This window comes from Cellulophaga baltica, assembly GCF_018861125.1.
In the GTDB taxonomy this organism is placed as follows: domain Bacteria; phylum Bacteroidota; class Bacteroidia; order Flavobacteriales; family Flavobacteriaceae; genus Cellulophaga; species Cellulophaga baltica_A.
In genome coordinates, this window is record NZ_JAHKQN010000020.1 from 76,618 (window position 1) to 95,933 (window position 19,316).

General features: G+C 32.0%; 16 protein-coding genes. 4 read left to right on the forward strand and 12 right to left on the reverse strand.

What is annotated here, in order from left to right; translation table 11 throughout:
* Positions 1-258: 258 nt before the first annotated feature.
* Positions 259-3,498: a SusC/RagA family TonB-linked outer membrane protein gene (locus KO500_RS10665; protein WP_215956536.1), complete on the forward strand. Its 3,240-nt coding sequence runs from the start codon at positions 259-261 to the stop codon at positions 3,496-3,498.
* A 10-nt stretch (positions 3,499-3,508) separates the two neighbouring features.
* Positions 3,509-4,951 (forward strand): SusD/RagB family nutrient-binding outer membrane lipoprotein, encoded by a 1,443-nt coding sequence (locus KO500_RS10670; protein ID WP_215956537.1) that lies wholly within the window; start codon positions 3,509-3,511, stop codon positions 4,949-4,951.
* A 99-nt stretch (positions 4,952-5,050) separates the two neighbouring features.
* Here the strand turns inward: KO500_RS10670 and KO500_RS10675 are convergent, their stop codons facing one another.
* Positions 5,051-5,830, reverse strand: coding sequence for an alpha/beta fold hydrolase (locus KO500_RS10675; protein ID WP_215956538.1), 780 nt, complete (start codon positions 5,828-5,830; stop codon positions 5,051-5,053).
* A 223-nt stretch (positions 5,831-6,053) separates the two neighbouring features.
* On the opposite strand from KO500_RS10675, the gene KO500_RS10680 reads away from it, so the two are divergent.
* Positions 6,054-6,245: a hypothetical protein gene (locus KO500_RS10680; RefSeq protein ID WP_215956539.1), complete on the forward strand. Its 192-nt coding sequence runs from the start codon at positions 6,054-6,056 to the stop codon at positions 6,243-6,245.
* A gap of 1 nt (position 6,246) precedes the next feature.
* Here KO500_RS10680 and pyrF read toward each other — a convergent pair whose 3' ends face one another.
* From pyrF to KO500_RS10725, 9 genes are all read right to left on the reverse strand, one after another.
* A complete protein-coding gene (pyrF, locus tag KO500_RS10685; RefSeq protein ID WP_215956540.1) occupies positions 6,247-7,068 on the reverse strand; it encodes an orotidine-5'-phosphate decarboxylase in 822 nt (273 codons plus the stop codon).
* Positions 7,069-7,112: 44 nt separating this feature from the next.
* Entirely contained in the window at positions 7,113-8,189 is a 1,077-nt protein-coding gene (gene prfA / locus KO500_RS10690) for a peptide chain release factor 1 (RefSeq protein ID WP_215956541.1), read from the reverse strand.
* Positions 8,190-8,291: 102 nt separating this feature from the next.
* The gene (locus KO500_RS10695; RefSeq protein WP_215956542.1) at positions 8,292-9,563 is read right to left on the reverse strand and encodes a DUF3570 domain-containing protein; all 1,272 of its coding nucleotides are present in this window, start codon (positions 9,561-9,563) and stop codon (positions 8,292-8,294) included.
* Between the two features lie 36 nt (positions 9,564-9,599).
* The gene (locus tag KO500_RS10700) at positions 9,600-9,809 is read right to left on the reverse strand and encodes a DUF4266 domain-containing protein (RefSeq protein ID WP_215956543.1); all 210 of its coding nucleotides are present in this window, start codon (positions 9,807-9,809) and stop codon (positions 9,600-9,602) included.
* 10 nt (positions 9,810-9,819) lie between these two features.
* Positions 9,820-10,737: an FAD:protein FMN transferase gene (locus KO500_RS10705; protein ID WP_215956544.1), complete on the reverse strand. Its 918-nt coding sequence runs from the start codon at positions 10,735-10,737 to the stop codon at positions 9,820-9,822.
* A gap of 74 nt (positions 10,738-10,811) precedes the next feature.
* Positions 10,812-11,246, reverse strand: a complete 435-nt coding sequence (locus KO500_RS10710; RefSeq protein WP_215956545.1) for a thioredoxin family protein — start codon at positions 11,244-11,246, stop codon at positions 10,812-10,814.
* Between the two features lie 36 nt (positions 11,247-11,282).
* Complete coding sequence (locus KO500_RS10715) at positions 11,283-11,738, reverse strand: ubiquinol-cytochrome c reductase iron-sulfur subunit (protein WP_215956546.1); 456 nt, start codon at positions 11,736-11,738, stop codon at positions 11,283-11,285.
* Between the two features lie 41 nt (positions 11,739-11,779).
* Complete coding sequence (locus KO500_RS10720) at positions 11,780-12,958, reverse strand: AIR synthase related protein (RefSeq protein ID WP_215956547.1); 1,179 nt, start codon at positions 12,956-12,958, stop codon at positions 11,780-11,782.
* Positions 12,959-13,042: 84 nt separating this feature from the next.
* Positions 13,043-15,229: a glutamine synthetase III family protein gene (locus tag KO500_RS10725; RefSeq protein ID WP_215956548.1), complete on the reverse strand. Its 2,187-nt coding sequence runs from the start codon at positions 15,227-15,229 to the stop codon at positions 13,043-13,045.
* Positions 15,230-15,439: 210 nt separating this feature from the next.
* Here KO500_RS10725 and KO500_RS10730 point away from each other — a divergent pair, with 210 nt between their 5' ends.
* Positions 15,440-16,462, forward strand: a complete 1,023-nt coding sequence (locus KO500_RS10730; RefSeq protein ID WP_215956549.1) for a glutamine synthetase beta-grasp domain-containing protein — start codon at positions 15,440-15,442, stop codon at positions 16,460-16,462.
* Between the two features lie 85 nt (positions 16,463-16,547).
* On the opposite strand, the gene KO500_RS10735 is transcribed toward KO500_RS10730, so the two are convergent.
* Both KO500_RS10735 and KO500_RS10740 read right to left on the reverse strand, forming a co-directional pair.
* Positions 16,548-17,489, reverse strand: a complete 942-nt coding sequence (locus KO500_RS10735) for a calcium/sodium antiporter (RefSeq protein ID WP_215956550.1) — start codon at positions 17,487-17,489, stop codon at positions 16,548-16,550.
* Between the two features lie 99 nt (positions 17,490-17,588).
* Positions 17,589-19,178, reverse strand: a complete 1,590-nt coding sequence (locus KO500_RS10740; protein WP_215956551.1) for a solute:sodium symporter family transporter — start codon at positions 19,176-19,178, stop codon at positions 17,589-17,591.
* Positions 19,179-19,316: the final 138 nt, after the last annotated feature.

Below are 19,316 nucleotides of genomic sequence, written 5' to 3' on the forward strand. Positions count from 1 at the left end.
ACTAAAAGTTAACGTTAATTTAAGTCGGGAATAGTTTACTTAGGTCGGAAATTAACAGTTAACTAACACTATTCACTTCTTTTGATAGATATAGTTGGTCAAAAGAGGTTAGTTAAAAAAATTATCGTAAAGTTCTTTTTACTTTGATTCGTTTTTTATTAGAATTAGTCACTCCTTAAAAAAATAGACTAACCTCTCACACCTTCTATTTAGACGACTAAATATTAATTATTAACAACTAACTCAAAATTAATCTTCATGAGAATTAAGTATTTATTATTTCTTAAGATTTTTCTTTTGTCCTTGATAGTTCATGGACAAGAAAAAACAGTATCTGGTGTGGTATCAGATCAAAACGGCTTACCATTACCTGGTTCAAGTATTCTTATTAAAGGTTCATCCGTAGGAACCCAAACAGATTTTGATGGTAATTATACCATCAGTGCACCACAAGGAGCAATTTTAGTCTTTTCATACATTGGACAAAAAACTGTTGAAAAAACTGTGGGTACATCTAACAAAATTGATGTTACGCTTTTAGAAGATGCACAATCACTTGATGAAGTTGTTGTAACAGCTTTAGGAATTAAAAGAGAAAAAAAATCTTTAGGTTATGCAACTCAAGAGGTTAAAGGTGACGCTGTCTCTAATGTAAAAAGCAACAACTTTGTTAACTCTCTATCTGGTAAAGTAGCAGGTTTAAGTATTAAAAGCTCAGGAAACCTAGGTGGATCAACAAACGTAGTCATTAGAGGTAACAATTCTATATCAGGAAACAACCAAGCTTTATTTGTAGTAGATGGTATTCCAATTGACAATGGAAACTCAAATACTGATGGTCAACAAAGTGGTACTGGTGGATACGATTATGGTAATGCTGCATCTGACATCAATCCTGACGATATTGCTACCATTAACGTTCTTAAAGGTGCTGCTGCAACTGCATTATACGGATCAAGAGCATCAAATGGCGTTGTTATGATTACAACTAAAAAAGGTAAAAAAAATAAGGGGCTTGGAGTAACAGTCACTTCAAGTATCACTTTAGGTACTGCTGACTCATCAACATTACCAAAATACCAAAACAAATATGGTGCTGGTTATGGTGCGTTTTATGGACCAAATGAGGATTCTTACTTTAATGAATATGACGTTAATGGAGATGGAATTGATGATTTGACCACACCTTTTACTGAAGATGCATCTTATGGCGCTGCATTTGATGAAAATTTATTGGTATACCAATGGAACTCTATTTATCCTCAATTAGATACTTACCAAGAAGCTACTCCTTGGGTAGCAGGTGCTAATAACCCTAATTATGTTTGGGAAACTAGCACAACTGCTGTTAACTCTTTTGCATTAGATGGAGGAACAGAAACAAGTAGCTTTAGATTAGGTGTGACTAACTTAACACAAAGCGGTAATTTACCTAACAGTTCTATAAAAAGAAATACTGTCTCGTTTAGTGGTTCTCAAGATTTATCAGATAAACTTACTGCTTCTGCTTACTTCAACTTTGTAAAAACAGATGGTAAAGGTAGAAATGGTACAGGGTATAGCTCAGGTAACATTATGCAACAATTCAGACAATGGAGTCAAATGAATGTTGATTTTGCTCAACAAAAAGAAGCTTATTTTGCCACAAGAGAGAATATTACTTGGAACCCTAATGGGCCAGAGGATTTATCACCTATCTATTCAGACAACCCTTATTGGACTTTCTATGAAAATTATGAAACGGATACAAGAAATAGATACTTTGGTAATTTCGCATTAGATTATGAGGTTACTGATTGGTTAACTGCAATAGGAAGATTCTCTTTTGATACTTATGCAGCCTTACAAGAAGAAAGAATAAATGTTGGTAGTGCTGATGTTTCTTCTTATTCTAGATTTAACAACAATGTTGCAGAATACAATTATGATTTCATGTTAAATTTCAATAAATATCTTTCTGAAAAAATAAGCTTGGAGGGTACGGTTGGTATGAATATTAGAAGAAATAAAACCAATAGTATTTTTGCAGAAACTAACGGAGGTTTAAGTTTAGCTGGTTTCTATGCATTATCAAACAGTGTGAGTTCTATTGAAGCTCCTACTGAATACGATGCAACATCAATGGTTGACGGTGAGTATATTAGAGCAAGTTTAGGTTATGATAATTTCGCTTATATAGAAGGGTCTTATAGAACAGATAGATCTTCTACTTTACCTACAGCAGATAACCGATATGGTTATTTTTCTGTTTCAGGTAGTTTAATATTTTCTCAATTAATTGACGCAAATTGGTTGACCTTTGGAAAATTAAGAGCAAACTATGCAGAAGTTGGTAATGCTACAGATCCATATAATGTATTCAATACATATTCTATTGGTACTCCTTTTAATGGTAACGGAATAGCATCTAATTCTACTACTAAATCAAATTCTGATTTATTACCAGAAAGACAAGAAAGCACTGAATTTGGACTTGAAATGGCATTTTTAGACAGAAGAGTTAGTTTTGATGTTTCTTATTATAATACCCAAAATATAAATCAAATTACCAGCATACCATTATCTTCTTCAACAGGCTATGGATCTTCTATTTTAAATGCAGGAACTATTGAAAATAAAGGATGGGAAGTGCAATTGAGTGCAACCCCTATAAAAACAGATAACTTTCAATGGGATGTAACTGCTAACTGGGCTAGAAACAGAAGTTTAGTTGTTGAATTATTAAATGGTATTGACAACCTTCAATTAGCATCTTTACAAGGTGGTGTTTCAATTAATGCAACACCAGGTGAAGCTTACGGAACAATTAGAGGATCTGATTTTATTTATGCTGATGATGGTCAAAAAGTAATTAGCCAGACAAGTGGTGCTTACTTAAGAACATCAACTAACAATGACGTTATTGGAGATATCAACGCTGAATGGACTGGAGGATTATACAACACTTTTAAATATAAAAACTTTAGTTTAGGTTTTTTAATTGATGTTCAAAAAGGTGGTGACGTATTTTCATTAGATACTTGGTATGGATATGCAACTGGTTTATATGATTGGTCAGTAGCTGATAATGATTTAGGTAATCCATTAAGAAATCCTATAACAGGAACTGTAGGTAACTATGGTGCAAATTCTGGAGGTTTAATCTTAAAAGGTGTTGATGAAAATGGTAACACTAATGAAGTAAGAGCAGATTTTAGTAATTATGCAAACCCTTATGGATATGCAAGAGCTCCTAATAAATTACATGTTTATGATGCTGGTTATGTAAAATTACGTGAGGTTAACTTAACTTACAACCTTAGTTCAAAAGTACTAGACCAAACACCATTCTCTAACGCTTCAATTTCATTTATTGGTAGAAATTTATGGATTATACATAAAAATGTACCATATGCTGACCCTGAAGCTGGATTAAGTTCTGGAAATGTTCAAGGATACCAATCAGGTTCTTATCCGTCAATTAGAGAAATAGGTGCAAGTATTAAATTACAGTTTTAAAATGAAAATTATGAAAAAAATATTAATAACCGCTCTGACTATAATTACATTAGGATCGTGTCAATCAGACGACGTTTATGAAAGCTTAAATACAGATCCAAAAAATCCTGTTGAGGTAGAAGCGAGTTCTTTATTTAATTCTGCTACTAAAAGTTTATTTGATCAAATGACTAGCACCAGTGTAAATACTAACATTTTTAGAATGTTAGGACAACATTGGACTGAAACTACTTATACAGATGAAGCTAATTATGATTTCACGACAAGAAGCATACCGGGTACTCATTGGTCAGAAATGTATGAAAATGTATTATTTGACTTAAAGAGTGCTAAAGAAATCGTTGATGCAGATGATGAATTAACACAAGAAGAAAAAGATTCTAGAAATGCCCAAATAGAAGTTTTAGAAATATACACATGGGCACAATTAGTAGAAACTTTTGGAGACATTCCTTATAGTCAAGCATTGAACGATAGTGAATACATTTTACCTGAGTATGATGATGCAGTAACTATTTATAGTGATTTAATATCTCGTTTAAATACAGTAATTCCTACTATATCAGGAACAGGGTTTGATTCTTCTGATCCTATTTACTCTGGTGACGCTACTTCTTGGACTAAATTTGGATATTCATTATTATTAAGAATGGGTTTAAGAGTTATTGATGTTTCTGAAATGACAGATGAAGCTACAGATGCTATTAATACTGCAATTAGTGGAGGTGTTTTTACTTCAAATGATGACAATGCTGAAATTACTTACGAAAGCTCTACACCTAATACCAATCCTGTTTGGGTAGATTTAGTTCAGTCCGGCCGTTCTGATTTTGTTCCTGCTAATACATTAGTTGATTTTATGAATAATTTAAATGACCCTAGAAGAGCCTATTATTTTGACGACAATTTAGGAGAAGACACCTATCTTGGTGGTATATATGGCGCAACTAATGCTTATACTAGTTATTCTCATATTGGTGATCCCATGCTTGATCCAGAAAACCCTGCATGTTTAATTGATTATGCTGAAGTATCATTTTATTTAGCAGATGTTGCTGAAAGAGGTATTTCGAGTTCTTCAGGTGATGCTGAAACCTTATATAATGCAGGTATTACTGCTTCTTTTGATTATTGGGGAGCTACGAATGTTGAAGATTATTTAGCTAACGCTGATGTAGCTTATACAACTGCACCTGGAACATGGAAAGAAAAAATTGGAAATCAATTATGGATAGCGATGTACAATAGAGGTTATGAAGCATGGACTTCTTGGAGGGTTTATGACAGTCCTACATTCAATTTGCCAGGAGATGAAGATGAAAAGAGTCCTGTTCCAACTAGATATACATACCCAGTTGATGAACAAAATTTAAATGAAGCAAATTACAACGAAGCTTCCAATGCAATTGGTGGAGATACGCAAACAACAAAATTGTTTTTTGATGTTGAATAAACAAATCTAAAAACCAATTATATACAAAACAGCCATGAAATATTTCATGGCTGTTTTTATTTATGAAGTTTTTGAATAACAAGAAAATGTTTAAGACATTTAAATCTTATTTAAATACCCTATAACTTTATCATTAAATATTTGTGGTTGTTCTACATTTACAACATGACCACATTCTTCAACAATAAATAATTCAGAGCTTTCATGTGATTTTACAATTTTTTGAATTGATGGTAAAAACAAATAATCTTCTCTTCCCATAACATATAGCGTAGGAATTTTTATATCTACCATTCTAAAAAAACGTAGTAATGGATTAATTTCTGAAGTTAATTTAAACCATTTTATAAATTCTTTTTGATACAATTTCTTAGCTTCTCGCACAAAAAGAGATCTTGACTCTTTATGGTTTTTATTAGGCATTATTATAAAAGCAAAAAACTTATATAACCAGATATATGGTACTACCGATTTAAAAATAACTCCCAAACGTATCAACACTTGAGATCTTAAATTTAATTTCATAATAGCGCCACCCATTATCATGCTTTCAACACGATTAGGATATTTTTCTGCTAAATTTCTAATTAAAATAGTCCCCAATGAAATACCTACAAAATGTGATTTCTGAATATTTTCATGATCAATAACATGTAGAATATCATCCGTTATAAAATCAAAAGTATACTTATCACTAAAAGCGTCTTTTAAATTAACTTTAGAGTTTCCATGCCCTCTTAAATCTAAAAGTAAAACATTAAAATGCTTTTTAAATTCTCTTACCTGCCTAAACCAAATTGTAGAACTACCTCCTGCTCCATGAACGAAAGTCACCCATTTTGTAGACGTTTTATGAATGTGTTTGGTATAGCTTAACAAGTAATTAGTTTTTTGTAAATATACTCCATTTTTAAAAATAAATTAAAAAAGCTTTTACAGCAACTATTTTTCTTTTATACAAAACCTTTCATCGATACTTTTTTGCAGTTCACCAATTTAAAAAATTATTAATATCACGATAACTATTATATAACTATGTATATCGATTTTTGTAAGAAAATTACCAATTCTACATTAAATTCGAAAATAATAAAACACAATCATGAAAAATCAATATTGTAAAGTAGGTGCTGTTCAACCAATTAACAGTGAAGCACAATCAATAAAGCGCATTGAAAATCTACTTCAAAATTTCACTAATAAATCAAGTAATTTGAAATATGCAAACACTAAATTAGGTGAGTTTTTTCAATCAAAAGCAGAAAAATTTGAAAAGTTATTAAACGATTTATAGTTTAAAATCGTGCTTTTAATTCATTTGCCATTTGTTCTTGTAATTTTTTAGCACTTGCTTTGGCTGCTTCAGCAAAATTTCCCTCATTTGAGGAATAAATGATTCCTCTTGAAGAATTTACAAGTAAACCAACGGTATCAGTCATACCATATTTAGATACTTCAGTTAAGCTTCCACCTTGCGCACCAACACCCGGAACTAAAAGAAAACTATTTGGAACAATTGCTCTTATATCTTCTAAAAAAGTAGCCTTTGTCGCTCCCACTACATACATTAAGTTATCAGCATTCTCATACGTCTTAGAAGTCTCCAATACTTGTTTATAAAGTTCTTTTCCATCAACCTCTTTTGTTTGAAAATCAAATGCTCCTTGATTTGATGTTAGAGCCAATAGTATTGTATGTTTATTTTTAAAAGCTAAAAAAGGTTCCACAGAATCTTTACCCATATAAGGTGCTATAGTAACAGAATCAAAACCTAGGTCCTCAAAAAATGCTTTTGCATACATTGTTGATGTATTGCCTATATCACCACGTTTAGCATCAGCAATGGTATACAAATCTGGATAATTTGTATTTAAATATTGAATTGTTTTTTCTAATGCTTGCCACCCTTTTATCCCATAGGCTTCATAAAAAGCGGTATTAGGCTTATATGCAACGCAGTGCTCGTGCGTAGCGTCAATAATGGCTTTATTAAAAGCAAAAATAGGATCTTCCTCTTCTAATAAATGTTTAGGAATTTTATTTAAGTCTACATCTAACCCTACACATAAAAAAGATTGTTTTTTATGAATTTGTGCTACTAACTGCTCTGTGGTCATTACTCTGGTTTTAAACGAATATAGTTTTAATGCTAGTTTTTAGTTTAAAAAATCTCAGAAGCTTCTTTCAGCTTTTCTGTATTTTCCACCAACATTAATTCATCAATAATTTTTTGAATATCACCATTCATAATATTTGGCAAATCATATAATGTAAAACCTATTCTATGATCTGTAACCCTACCTTGTGCATAGTTATACGTTCTAATTTTAGCTGAACGGTCACCACTACTTACTTGCGAACTACGTTTAGCAGCATCTTCTTCTTGCTTTTTCGCTAACTCTTGATCGTATAAACGAGAACGCAATACTCTAAATGCTTTTTCTTTATTTTTATGTTGAGACTTTTGATCTTGACATTGTGCAACTAACCCTGTTGGAACGTGTGTTAAACGCACCGCAGAATATGTTGTGTTTACCGATTGACCACCAGGACCTGAAGAACAGAAAAAATCTATTCTTACATCTTTAGGATCTATTTGCACATCAAAATCTTCTGCTTCTGGCAAAACCATTACGGTTGCTGCACTTGTATGCACACGACCTTGGGTTTCTGTTTGTGGTACACGCTGTACACGGTGTACACCTGCTTCAAATTTTAAAGTACCGTAAACATCTTCACCCGTTACTTCAAATTGAATTTCTTTATAACCACCACTTGTACCTTCACTTAAATCTATAACGTTGGTTTTCCAACCTTTAGATTCGCAATACTTAGTATACATACGGTGTAAATCTCCTGCAAAAATACTTGCTTCATCTCCACCAGTTCCTGCACGCACCTCAACAACCACATTCTTAGAATCTTCAGGGTCTTTTGGTATCAGCAGTAGTTTAATCTCTTCTTCTAGTTCTGGTATTGCTGATTTAGCTTCATCTAGTTGCATTTTGGCCATTTCGACCATCTCAGCATCACTACCATCGGTTATAATCTCTTGAGCTTCTTCTATATTGTTAGTGTACTCAATGTATATATCTCTTTTCTTTACAAGGTTACTTAAATCCTTATATTCTTTATTTAGCTGTACATAACGTTTTTGATCTGCAATCACATCAGGTTGAATAATCAAATCTGATACCTCATCAAAACGTTGTTTTACTATATTTAATTTATCTAACATAATCGTGCTAACATTTTGTGCAAATTTACGATAAATACTCTCGTAATCATAGCGCTATTTTTATCGATGGGTTAAGTCACAAAAAAGCATATTTTTCACTCATTAACGAACAAAAGTAGTTCCAAAACTGAAAATATAGGAATCTAAACCATCATTTCGGTCATATTTACTGAACCTAAAATCAATAATTTTTAAACCAAAGGTCAGTAATTTAGCAGTTGTAAATATGTCTTTATATCTAATTCCTAATCCATATTGGTGTGCATTAAAATTCGACAAATCATAATCCGAAGTGTAATAATCTGATGTAGAGAGTGCTACTTCTTTTGGGTAAAAATAATCAGAAGCTGATTGTGTATAAAACCTGTAATTAGGGTACAGTGTAAATAAGCTTCCTAATTTAACAGGCACTTCAACACTTGCTGTATGTGCACTAACCCCCCAATCATCTGTGTAATAACGATAATAACTTTTTATAATAAAAGTATCACTCAAATAATAGTTTAAGCGACCACCAATTGGCAATTTAAATCGAGAATCTGGCAACTGTTCTACATTGTCTGCTAACTGAAAATCATCAATAAAAAAATCATCAACATTGGCAAAATATACTCTCTGAAAAGGTGTACTCAACAACCCATTTTGGGTAACAAAATCAACGGATATAGACCCTTGTAAGCGTTTGCTTAAAATTTGCGAAAAACCTAAAGACAATGAATACGTGTTTCTGTTTTCATTATCAAATACGACAAAAATCGGACTATATGTACCTTCTCCTTCTATTCTGCTATCAAAAAAACCATTTTTTAGTTCCACTGGGTATTGCGGATTCCATTTATCTAAATACACTTTTATATTTGCTGATAGTTCTGTGTTTTTCTGATTAAACAAATAAGAATAACCACCACCGAAACCTATAGAAGAATAATCATATTCTTTAGAAAAATAAGCATTTACGTTCCATATTTTATTTCGATTGTCTGAACTATGTTGGTATGTCGGGTTCACATAAGTTAAAACATCTGATTGAGATGCTCCCGATGACGCTATATAAGATGAAACTGTTGTTGAAAAATCACCATCTAATGGATTTATATTGCTTGAAGATGCTGATGAATATGCCGAAACACCTACATCAACGGTTAAAACATCATCTTCATTTATAGGTAAACGGACTATAAGGGAAGCTGTAGTGTCATCTAATTCCTCTGTTCCTTCACCACCTGTAACTGCCGCATGTTCTCCATCTTGATTGTAATAACTAAACAATGCATCAATTTCTGTAGCTTCTAAAACACGTTTTTTATACGTAGTGTCTTGAGCTACAACTAAAAATGAAACTAATAAAAAAATTATAAAAAGTATTTTTTTCAAAAGAAATCTTTTTCTGAATTGTCTATTTAATATTTTTTAATTACAACCGCAACCGCCACCTGTTTTACCTCCGTTTGCACCAGCCGAAGCTTCTCGATACACTTGAAAATTAGTTTCAGAGCGTTCTATATTCTTTGCAGAAAGTAACATATCATCATCATTTAAATATACTTTATCATATTGTTTAACAGCTACACATGATGTACTACTAACAACTAATAATAGTATATATAACAACTTTTTCATTGACTTAAAATTACTGATTTTTAGTGAATTCAATACCTTCACTTTTATGAATTTCATTATTTGAATCTACAATTATAACATCAACGCCTTTTAATTGATTAATAAACGACAAACCAGTGTCTTTTCCCATTATAAATACTGCTGTTGCTAAAGCATCACATAACTCCGCGCTTTTTGAAAAAATAGTAACACTGTTGATTCCTTTTGAAGGGTATCCTGTTCTTGGATCAATGATATGAGAATATTTCTCTCCTTTACATAGTATAAATTTCTCGTAATTACCTGATGTTGCAACAGAAGAATCCATAATTGGCAACCAAGAAAACACTTTTTCTTTGTCTAAAGGATTTGAAATTCCTACTATCCATTTTTCGCCACTAGCCTGTTTTCCCCAAGCAGATAAGTCCCCAGATGCATTTATAATACCCGCAAAAATATTTTTTGATTTCATCAAAGCTTTTGCTTTATCAGCCGCATAGCCCTTACCAATAGCACCAAAGCCAATCTTTACACCTTTATTTTTCAAAAAAACAGTAGATGCCTCTTTATCTAAAACAATATTTTTATAGCCAACTTTTTTTACGGATTGTTCCATTTCTAAAGCAGTAGGAATGTTTTTCATAGTACCGTCAAACTTCCAAATTTTATCCATTGATGCGTAAGTAATATCAAAAGCACCATCTGAAATTTCAGAAATCTTAATTGCTCTCTCTATCAAACTTATTAACTCAGCACTGACTTTTACAGGTTTAATCCCTGCATTTTTATTAATTTTTGAAGTTTCAGAATCGGAATCCCAAGAAGATATTATTTTTTCAATTCTATTAATTTCAGCAACAGCTTCTAGAATATGTTTATTTGCTTTTTCTTCGGAAGTATCAACAATAGTAATATCAAACCTTGAACCCATTAACTTCATGGATTTCATTACAGTAACATACTTATTTTGTTGGCTATAGCTGGTGAACGACAAAATAAATACAATCAGGGGGATAATTTTCTTCAATCTATAAATGCATTTAAGATTGCAATATAGTCTTTAGGAATTACTTTTATATACCCCGTTTCTCCTAAAAATTCATTTTCTGAATTTAAAACCACAACTAATGGGTAATACCCTTTTGTATTGTATTTTTCTGCTAAAGCTTTGTTTACGTCCAATAAATCTTCAGGAAGTTGATTTACTTTTTTTCTTGGAAAATCTGCTTTATATAACGAATAATGCTTTTCTGCATAAACAACAAATTCTTCTGATTGCCATATTTTTCTATCTAATTTAATGCACGGAGCGCACCAATCTGAACCAGAAAAAACAAGAATTAAAGACTTATTATTTTCTTTAGCATCAACAACTGCATCATTGTAAGTTTTATGCCAATTTTGACTGCTTACAATATTTATTAAAAAAAGAAATATGATTGCGATTATATTTTTCATTTTTAAAGTACAGCGCATTTCAAACCTATTTGTTTCTTATTCAAAAACATGTAATAAATCTCCATCTAACAATTCTATATTGTATATAGTCAATGGCTTAGCTTCATTTTCGTCAACTTGATTTAATGGCGTACCATCTTGTGCAAATCGTGATCCGTGAACTGAGCAATAATAAAAAGCTTCTCCATCGTCTGTAACAAAACGGACATCTTCATTAGCTTCGTGACTACAAATTTGCGTAGCAGCAACATAGTCCCCTTCTAAATTTCGGGCTACTACTACCAAGTTCTTAAGAATAAAACCACCGTTATCAGCTAAATTTGAAGCTTCTTCTGAATTTAAGTCTATAGTAAAATCAATATTAGTTGGTGTTTCAACTTCATCATCAATCGTACTATCTCCACTATCAGAAGAACAACCGTGTAAACAAGGGAAACTTACTGCAAATGCAGCACTTGCCCCTATTGTTTTTAAAAATGCTTTTCTATTCATAATCGTTGCTTATTTAAAGAAACAACGATAAACAAAAAGTATTAGTATGTGAAAGTACCGTATTCGCTATTAATTGTAAGCTTTTTAGTAGATGCATCCTCTACCCTACCAATAATTTGGCCTTTTACGTTAAAGCTTGTTGCTATTTTTATAATATCTGAAGCCACAGCTTCATTTACATAAAACTCTAAACGGTGACCACAATTAAACACTTGGTACATTTCTTTCCAATCTGTTTTTGATTGTTCTTGTATTAACTTGAACAATGGTGGCACATCAAATAGATTATCTTTTATAATGTGTAAATCTTCAACAAAGTGTAATATTTTGGTCTGCGCACCACCACTACAGTGTACCATACCGTGAATATCATCTGAATTAAATTTACTTAATACCTTTTTTACTATTGGCGCATAGGTTCTTGTTGGTGACAATACCAATTTACCTGCATCAATAGGTGAGTTTTCAACAGCATCAGTCAATTTTATATTACCAGAATACACTAAATCTTCAGGAACCTCAGCATCAAAACTTTCGGGGTATTTATCTGCTAAATATTTTGAGAAAACATCATGGCGAGCAGAAGTTAAACCGTTACTTCCCATACCGCCATTATACTCTTTTTCATAGGTAGCTTGACCAAATGATTCTAAACCAACTATAACATCACCAGCTTTAATCTTTGCATTATCAATAACATCGGTTCTTTTTAAACGTGCTGTTACGGTAGAATCTACAATAATAGTACGTACCAAATCACCAACATCAGCAGTTTCACCTCCTGTTGAACGAATTGTAATTCCGTGATCATTTAAATCAGAAATCAATTCCTCTGTACCATTAATAATTGCAGAAAGCACTTCTCCTGGAATTTTATTTTTATTTCTACCAATAGTAGAAGAAAGCATAATATTATCTGTAGCACCTACACATATTAAATCATCAATATTCATAATAAGTGCATCTTGTGCAATGCCTTTCCAAACAGAAACATCTCCTGTTTCTTTCCAATACATGTATGCTAAAGAAGATTTTGTTCCTGCACCATCTGCATGCATTACCAAACAATAGTCATCATCATTCGTTAAATAATCTGGCACTATTTTACAGAAAGCTTGAGGAAATAATCCTTTGTCAATATTCTTAATGGCATTATGCACATCTTCCTTTGACGCAGAAACACCTCTTTGATTATACCTTTCACTATTTGATGAACTCATTGAAATCTTGATTTTGCACAAAAATAGTAGAATCATTAAAAAAGCACACGTAAATGTGTGCTTTTAAATGAAAATTATTGTTTTTTATTTTTGGAATAATAGTTCTCTATACTTCGTTAATGGCCAAAGTCTATCATCCATTAACCTTTCTAGTCTATCGCAATGCGATCTTATTTGATCAAAATAAGGTTTTACATTATCGCAGTATGCAAAAGCTTTTTTATTAACGTCTTTTAAACTATTTGCACTTCTACGCGCATCAATCATTAAATCAGTTAATTTTTTTAATGCTACAATATGTTCTGCAATTTGTTCTATAATTGATAATTGACCGTCTGATAATTTTTTATGAGCAGCACCATATATATCTTTTAAACCCATCACATTTTTAATTAACTCGTTTTGGTAATCAATTGCTGTTGGAATAATATAGCTATACACCAACTCATTATACACTCTACCTTCTATTTGAATTTGAAAAATGTAGGTTTCTAAATCAACTTCTTTTCGAGCCGCTATTTCAACTTCACTCATTACTTTCATAGACTTAAACAAAGCGATGCTTTCTTTAGCTGTCATTATTTGCAATGCACTAGGTGTATTTTTATTATTACTCAGTTTTCTACGTACAGCTTCATTTTCCCATTCTTTACTATAACCATCACCATCAAAACGAATTCTTTTTGAAGTCTTAATGTATTCACGTAAAACATTAAATACAGCCTCATCTTTTTTAAGACTCTTTTTATCTATAAGTACATCAACTTCTTTTTTAAAGTCTTGTAATTGTTTGGCTACAATTGTATTTAAAACCGTCATTGGTTTTGCACAATTTGTTTTTGCACCAACACCACGCATTTCAAATTTATTACCTGTAAATGCAAAAGGAGAAGTTCTATTCCTATCTGTATTATCTAATAATATTTCAGGTATTTTACCCACAACATTAAGTTTAAGCTGGGTTTTTTCTTGTGGTGATAATTTTCCTTTTGAAACTCCTTCTAATTCATCTAAAACATTGCTTAATTGAGAACCTACAAATATTGAAAATATGGCTGGTGGAGCTTCATTTGCGCCCAACCTATGATCATTACTTGCTGAAGCTATTGATGAACGCATTAGTTCTTCATAATTATCAACCGCCTTTATCGTATTAATAAAAAAAGTTAAAAACTGAAGGTTTTTCATTGGTGTTGAACCAGGACTTAAAAGGTTAACCCCTGTATTTGTTGCTAAAGACCAGTTATTATGTTTACCTGAACCATTTATACCTGCAAATGGCTTTTCATGAAAAAGAACTTTAAAACTATGTTTATCAGCAATTTTATCCATCACATCCATCAATAACAGATTATGATCTACCGCTAAATTTGCCTCTTCAAAAATTGGCGCTAATTCAAATTGATTAGGCGCAACCTCATTGTGTCTTGTTTTTACAGGAATACCTAATTTAGTACATTCCTTTTCAAGATCACTCATAAAGCTCAAAACACGATCAGGAATCACTCCAAAATAATGGTCATCTAACTGTTGACCTTTAGCTGCTTTATTCCCAATTAACGTACGACCAGTCATTACAATGTCAGGTCTTGAAAAAGCCAATGCTTTATCTAACAAAAAATATTCTTGTTCCCAACCTAATGTTGCACTAACCTTAGATACATTTTTATCAAAATATTTAGCTACCGCAGTCGCTGCTTCATCAACAGCATTTAATGCTCTTAAAAGCGGAGCCTTATTATCTAAAGCCTCGCCTGTATAAGACACAAATATTGTGGGTATACATAATGTTGTACCATAAATAAAAGCTGGTGAAGTAGGATCCCAAGCAGTATAACCACGAGCCTCAAAAGTATTTCTAATACCTCCACTAGGGAAACTTGAGGCATCAGGTTCTTGTTGCACTAATTGTCCACCACCAAATTTTTCTAAAGCTCTACCATCAGGTAATAAATCAAAAAAAGCATCATGCTTTTCTGCTGTTGCCCCAGTTAAAGGTTGAAACCAATGAGTATAATGTGTTGCTCCCATTGTTATTGCCCAAGCCTTCATAGATTCAGCAACTTGATCTGCTATTTTTCTATCAATTTTAGAACCTGAAAACATTGCACTTTCTACACTCTCTAAAGCATCTTTAGTAAGGTATTGCAACATTCTTTCTTTATTAAATACATTAACTGCAAAAAGTTCAGAACGTCTCCCTTTTTCCTCTATCGTTATACGCTCTCTCTGATAACTTTTTGAGATAGCATCGAATCTTATATTAGTCATAATTATTTCTCGATTATTACCGATTGCAAAATTAACGATTTAATAATTTTAAGCTGATATAAATATATTAATTTCAAAATACCCCTATAAAATTATGGTCTTACAGAAATATAGTGAATAATTTAATAATAACCCCCTCAAAAACCAGAAGTAAAGTTAAAAATTTTTACTTTTGATAAAATCTAAAAGAAAAAATAATTAAAATTTATTATGGCCAAAATTAAATTAGAATACATATGGTTGGATGGTTATTTTCCAACACAAAACATGCGTAGTAAAACAAAAGTTGAAGAGCATGAAGATTTTAAAGGTACACTTGAAGAACTTGGAAACTGGTCTTTTGACGGTTCTTCTACAAGACAAGCTGAAGGTGGTTCTTCTGATTGTTTATTAGTTCCAGTTGCTATTTACCCAGATCCAGCACGTATTAACGGATGGTTAGTAATGACAGAAGTTATGAATGCTGATGGTACTCCTCACGTTTCTAATGGTAGAGCTACTATTGATGATGATGATAATGATTTCTGGTTTGGTTTTGAGCAAGAATACTTTATCATGGATACTAAAACTCAATTACCACTAGGTTTCCCTGTTGGTGGTTACCCTGCCCCACAAGGTATGTATTACTGTTCAGTTGGCGGTAAAAATACTCACGGTAGAGGATTAGTTGAAGAACATGCTGATTTATGTATTGATGCAGGATTAAACTTTGAAGGTATTAACCAAGAGGTTGCTTCTGGTCAATGGGAATTCCAATTATTCGCTAAAGGAGCTAAAAAAGCTGGTGATGAAATTTGGATTGCTAGATACTTACTAGACCGTTTAACTGAAAAATATGGTTACTATATTGATTACCACCCAAAACCATTAGGAAAAGATATGGATTGGAATGGATCAGGTATGCATGCTAACTTCTCTAACGAAGTTTTAAGAACTTGTGGTTCTAAAGAAACTTATGAAAAAATATGTGAAGCTTTCCGTCCTGTAGTTGATGAGCACATTGCTGTATATGGTGAGTTTAATGATCAACGTTTAACTGGTGAGCACGAAACTGCTGCTATTACTGATTTCTCTTTTGGAGTTTCTGATAGAGGTGCTTCAATCCGTATTCCAATTATTACTGTTGAGAAAGGTTGGAAAGGTTGGTTAGAAGACAGAAGACCTGCTTCAAACGGTGACCCATACAAAATTGCTGGTAGAATTATTAAAACTGTTAAATCTGCAAAGATCTAATATAGATTTTAAATTTTTATACATACTAAAAAGTGCTGTTGAATATTCAACAGCACTTTTTTTATATTTCTATTTTTAAGCTTAGTTACTGAATAGTAAAGTAAACAAATGTGATATACGTTGCTAACAATATAACACCTTCCAACTTGCCTAGTTGCATTTTCTTCGGCACAAATACAAGAGGCAATAATAATAAAGAAATACCTAGCATCCAGAAGATATCATTATTTAGTAAACCAAGATCTACCGCTTTGATTGGTGTTATTATTGATGTAATTCCTAACACTGCAAGAATATTAAAAATATTAGACCCCAATAGATTTCCTAATGATATTGCTTTCTCTTTTTTAATTACTGCAATTATTGACGCCGCTAGCTCAGGAATACTTGTTCCAATTGAAACTACCGTAATTGCTATAACACGTTCAGTAACCCCAAAACTTGTTGCCATACCTACAGCGCCACTAATTAATAATTCAGATCCACCCCATAAAGCTACACCACCAATTATTAAAAATAATACTGTTTTATAAGTAGGTAAAGATTCTTCTTCTTCCTCAGTTATTTCTTCCTCAACTGCCTGCTTCTGAAATTTTAATAGATAAATTAAAAATGCGCACAGAAAAACCAGCATTAATACACCTTCATATCTTTGAATTTCATGATCAAAAAATATAAAAACAAAAAATATTATGGATGCAATCATCATTACTGGCCAATCTGTAGTATAAAAACTCTTTTTCACATTTATCGCCCCTAATATTACTGTTATACCCAACACTAAGCCTAAGTTTGCTATGTTTGAACCTACTACATTCCCCAAAGCTAAATCAGGAAACCCATCAAGTGCTGCTTTAATACTCACTATTAATTCTGGTGCTGAAGTAGCAAAAGAAACCACCGTCATACCTATAACAATTTTTGGAATATTTAACCTAAGTGATAAAGCTACTGCCGCTTTTAGCAACCAACTACCGCCTAAAATTAATAATACGAGCCCAACAACTATAAAACCAAAATCTTGCATTTTAAATACTTTTTCACAAATATAAGTGAAGTCAAATTTTTACAATAAAAAAAGACTCTTATAACTTAGAGTCTTTTTTAAAATCATTTTTTACGTCAATTAAGAAAGTGCTATATATAAGGTTAATACTAGTCCACAAACTATAAAACCTACAGGTTTCAAATATTTCCAATTTGCAATATCAACTTGCTCTGTATAAACTTGAACATAATCTGTTTCTCTTGGTTTTACCGCACTAAATGCAAACATGATTGCTAATGCTAAAACAAATATGATTCCCATTATATGTAAAAAATGAGGGAAATATATTCCAGACTCTACAAACATTGGTTTAATAACGTATAAAGAAATTAAATAAGTAATAACACTAAATACAATTGCAATATTAGCAGCTTTACCTGTAACCTTTTTAGAAAACACACCAACAATTATGATAGCTAAGATTGGAACACTATATGAACCATTAAGTTCTTGTAAATAGGTAAAAATACCACCTTCAACACCATATAATAAAGGAGCAATAGCCATAGAAAATAAAGCCAGAACTATACCGAAAGTTTTACCTGCTTTAACAACTTGAATTTCTGATGCGTTTTTATTGATGTATTCTTTATAAAAATCTAAACCAAACAAGGTTACAGAGCTATTTAATGCACTATTAAATGAGCTTAATATTGCACCAAACAAAACGGCTGCAAAAAAACCAATAAAAGCAGTAGGCAATATCTTTTTCACTAGCATTGGATAAGCCTCATCTGCATTGGACAAATCACCATTAAATATGTAAAAAGCTATTATACCTGGTAAGACTACAATAATTGGACCCAATATTTTTATAAAAGCGGCTAGTAATAAACCTTTTTGACCTTCTTTTAAATTTTTAGCACCTAAAGCACGTTGTATTATAGCTTGATTTGTTCCCCAATAATAAAAGTTGACAATAATCATACCTGTAAATAATGTCCAAAATGGAACCGAAGATTCTGGCCCACCTATAATTTCAAACTTTTCTGGCAATTCAGTGGTTAATGTATTTAAGCCAACAAAAATATTACCATCACCAATATACATCAATCCAAAAATCGGAATTAAAGATCCTCCAATAATCAAACCAATAGCATTAATAGAATCTGACACAGCAACAGCTCTTAACCCACCGAAAATTGCATAAACACTCCCTATTAACCCAATTGCCCAAACTGTAACCCATAATGTAGCTTCAGGAGCCATGCCTAAAGATTCAGGCATATCAAACATAGTATTTATCGCTAATGCTCCTGAGTACAATACTGTAGGTAGCATTGATATTGCATAGCCCATTAAAAATAATAATGAAACAATTGTTTTTGTTGTTTTGCCATACCTGTTTTCAAGGAATTGGGGTATGGTAGCTATTCCACTTTTTAAGTACTTAGGCAATAAAACAAATGCTGTAAATACCATTGCTATGGCTGCTAAAACTTCATAAGCAATAATTGGAAGTCCATCAGAAAAAGAAACTCCATTCATTCCAACAATTTGCTCTGTAGACAAATTGGTAAGTAATAAAGAGCCCGCAATAACAGGGCCTGTTAGACTTCTACCTCCTAAAAAATAACCGTCAGAAGATTTTTCATCAGTCTTACGTGTAGAAAAATAAGCTATAATTGCAACAAGAAGCGTAAAGCCTATAAATGAAATAATACCCATAATTTGTTTTAATTTAATTAAGTTGAATTACCTAATTTACAATCTTAATGGGTTTAATTTATGTTTTTGATAAAAAAATAATACATAAACAATATTATTGCAAAAAAAGTACTCTAATTAGCAATAATAGTATATGAA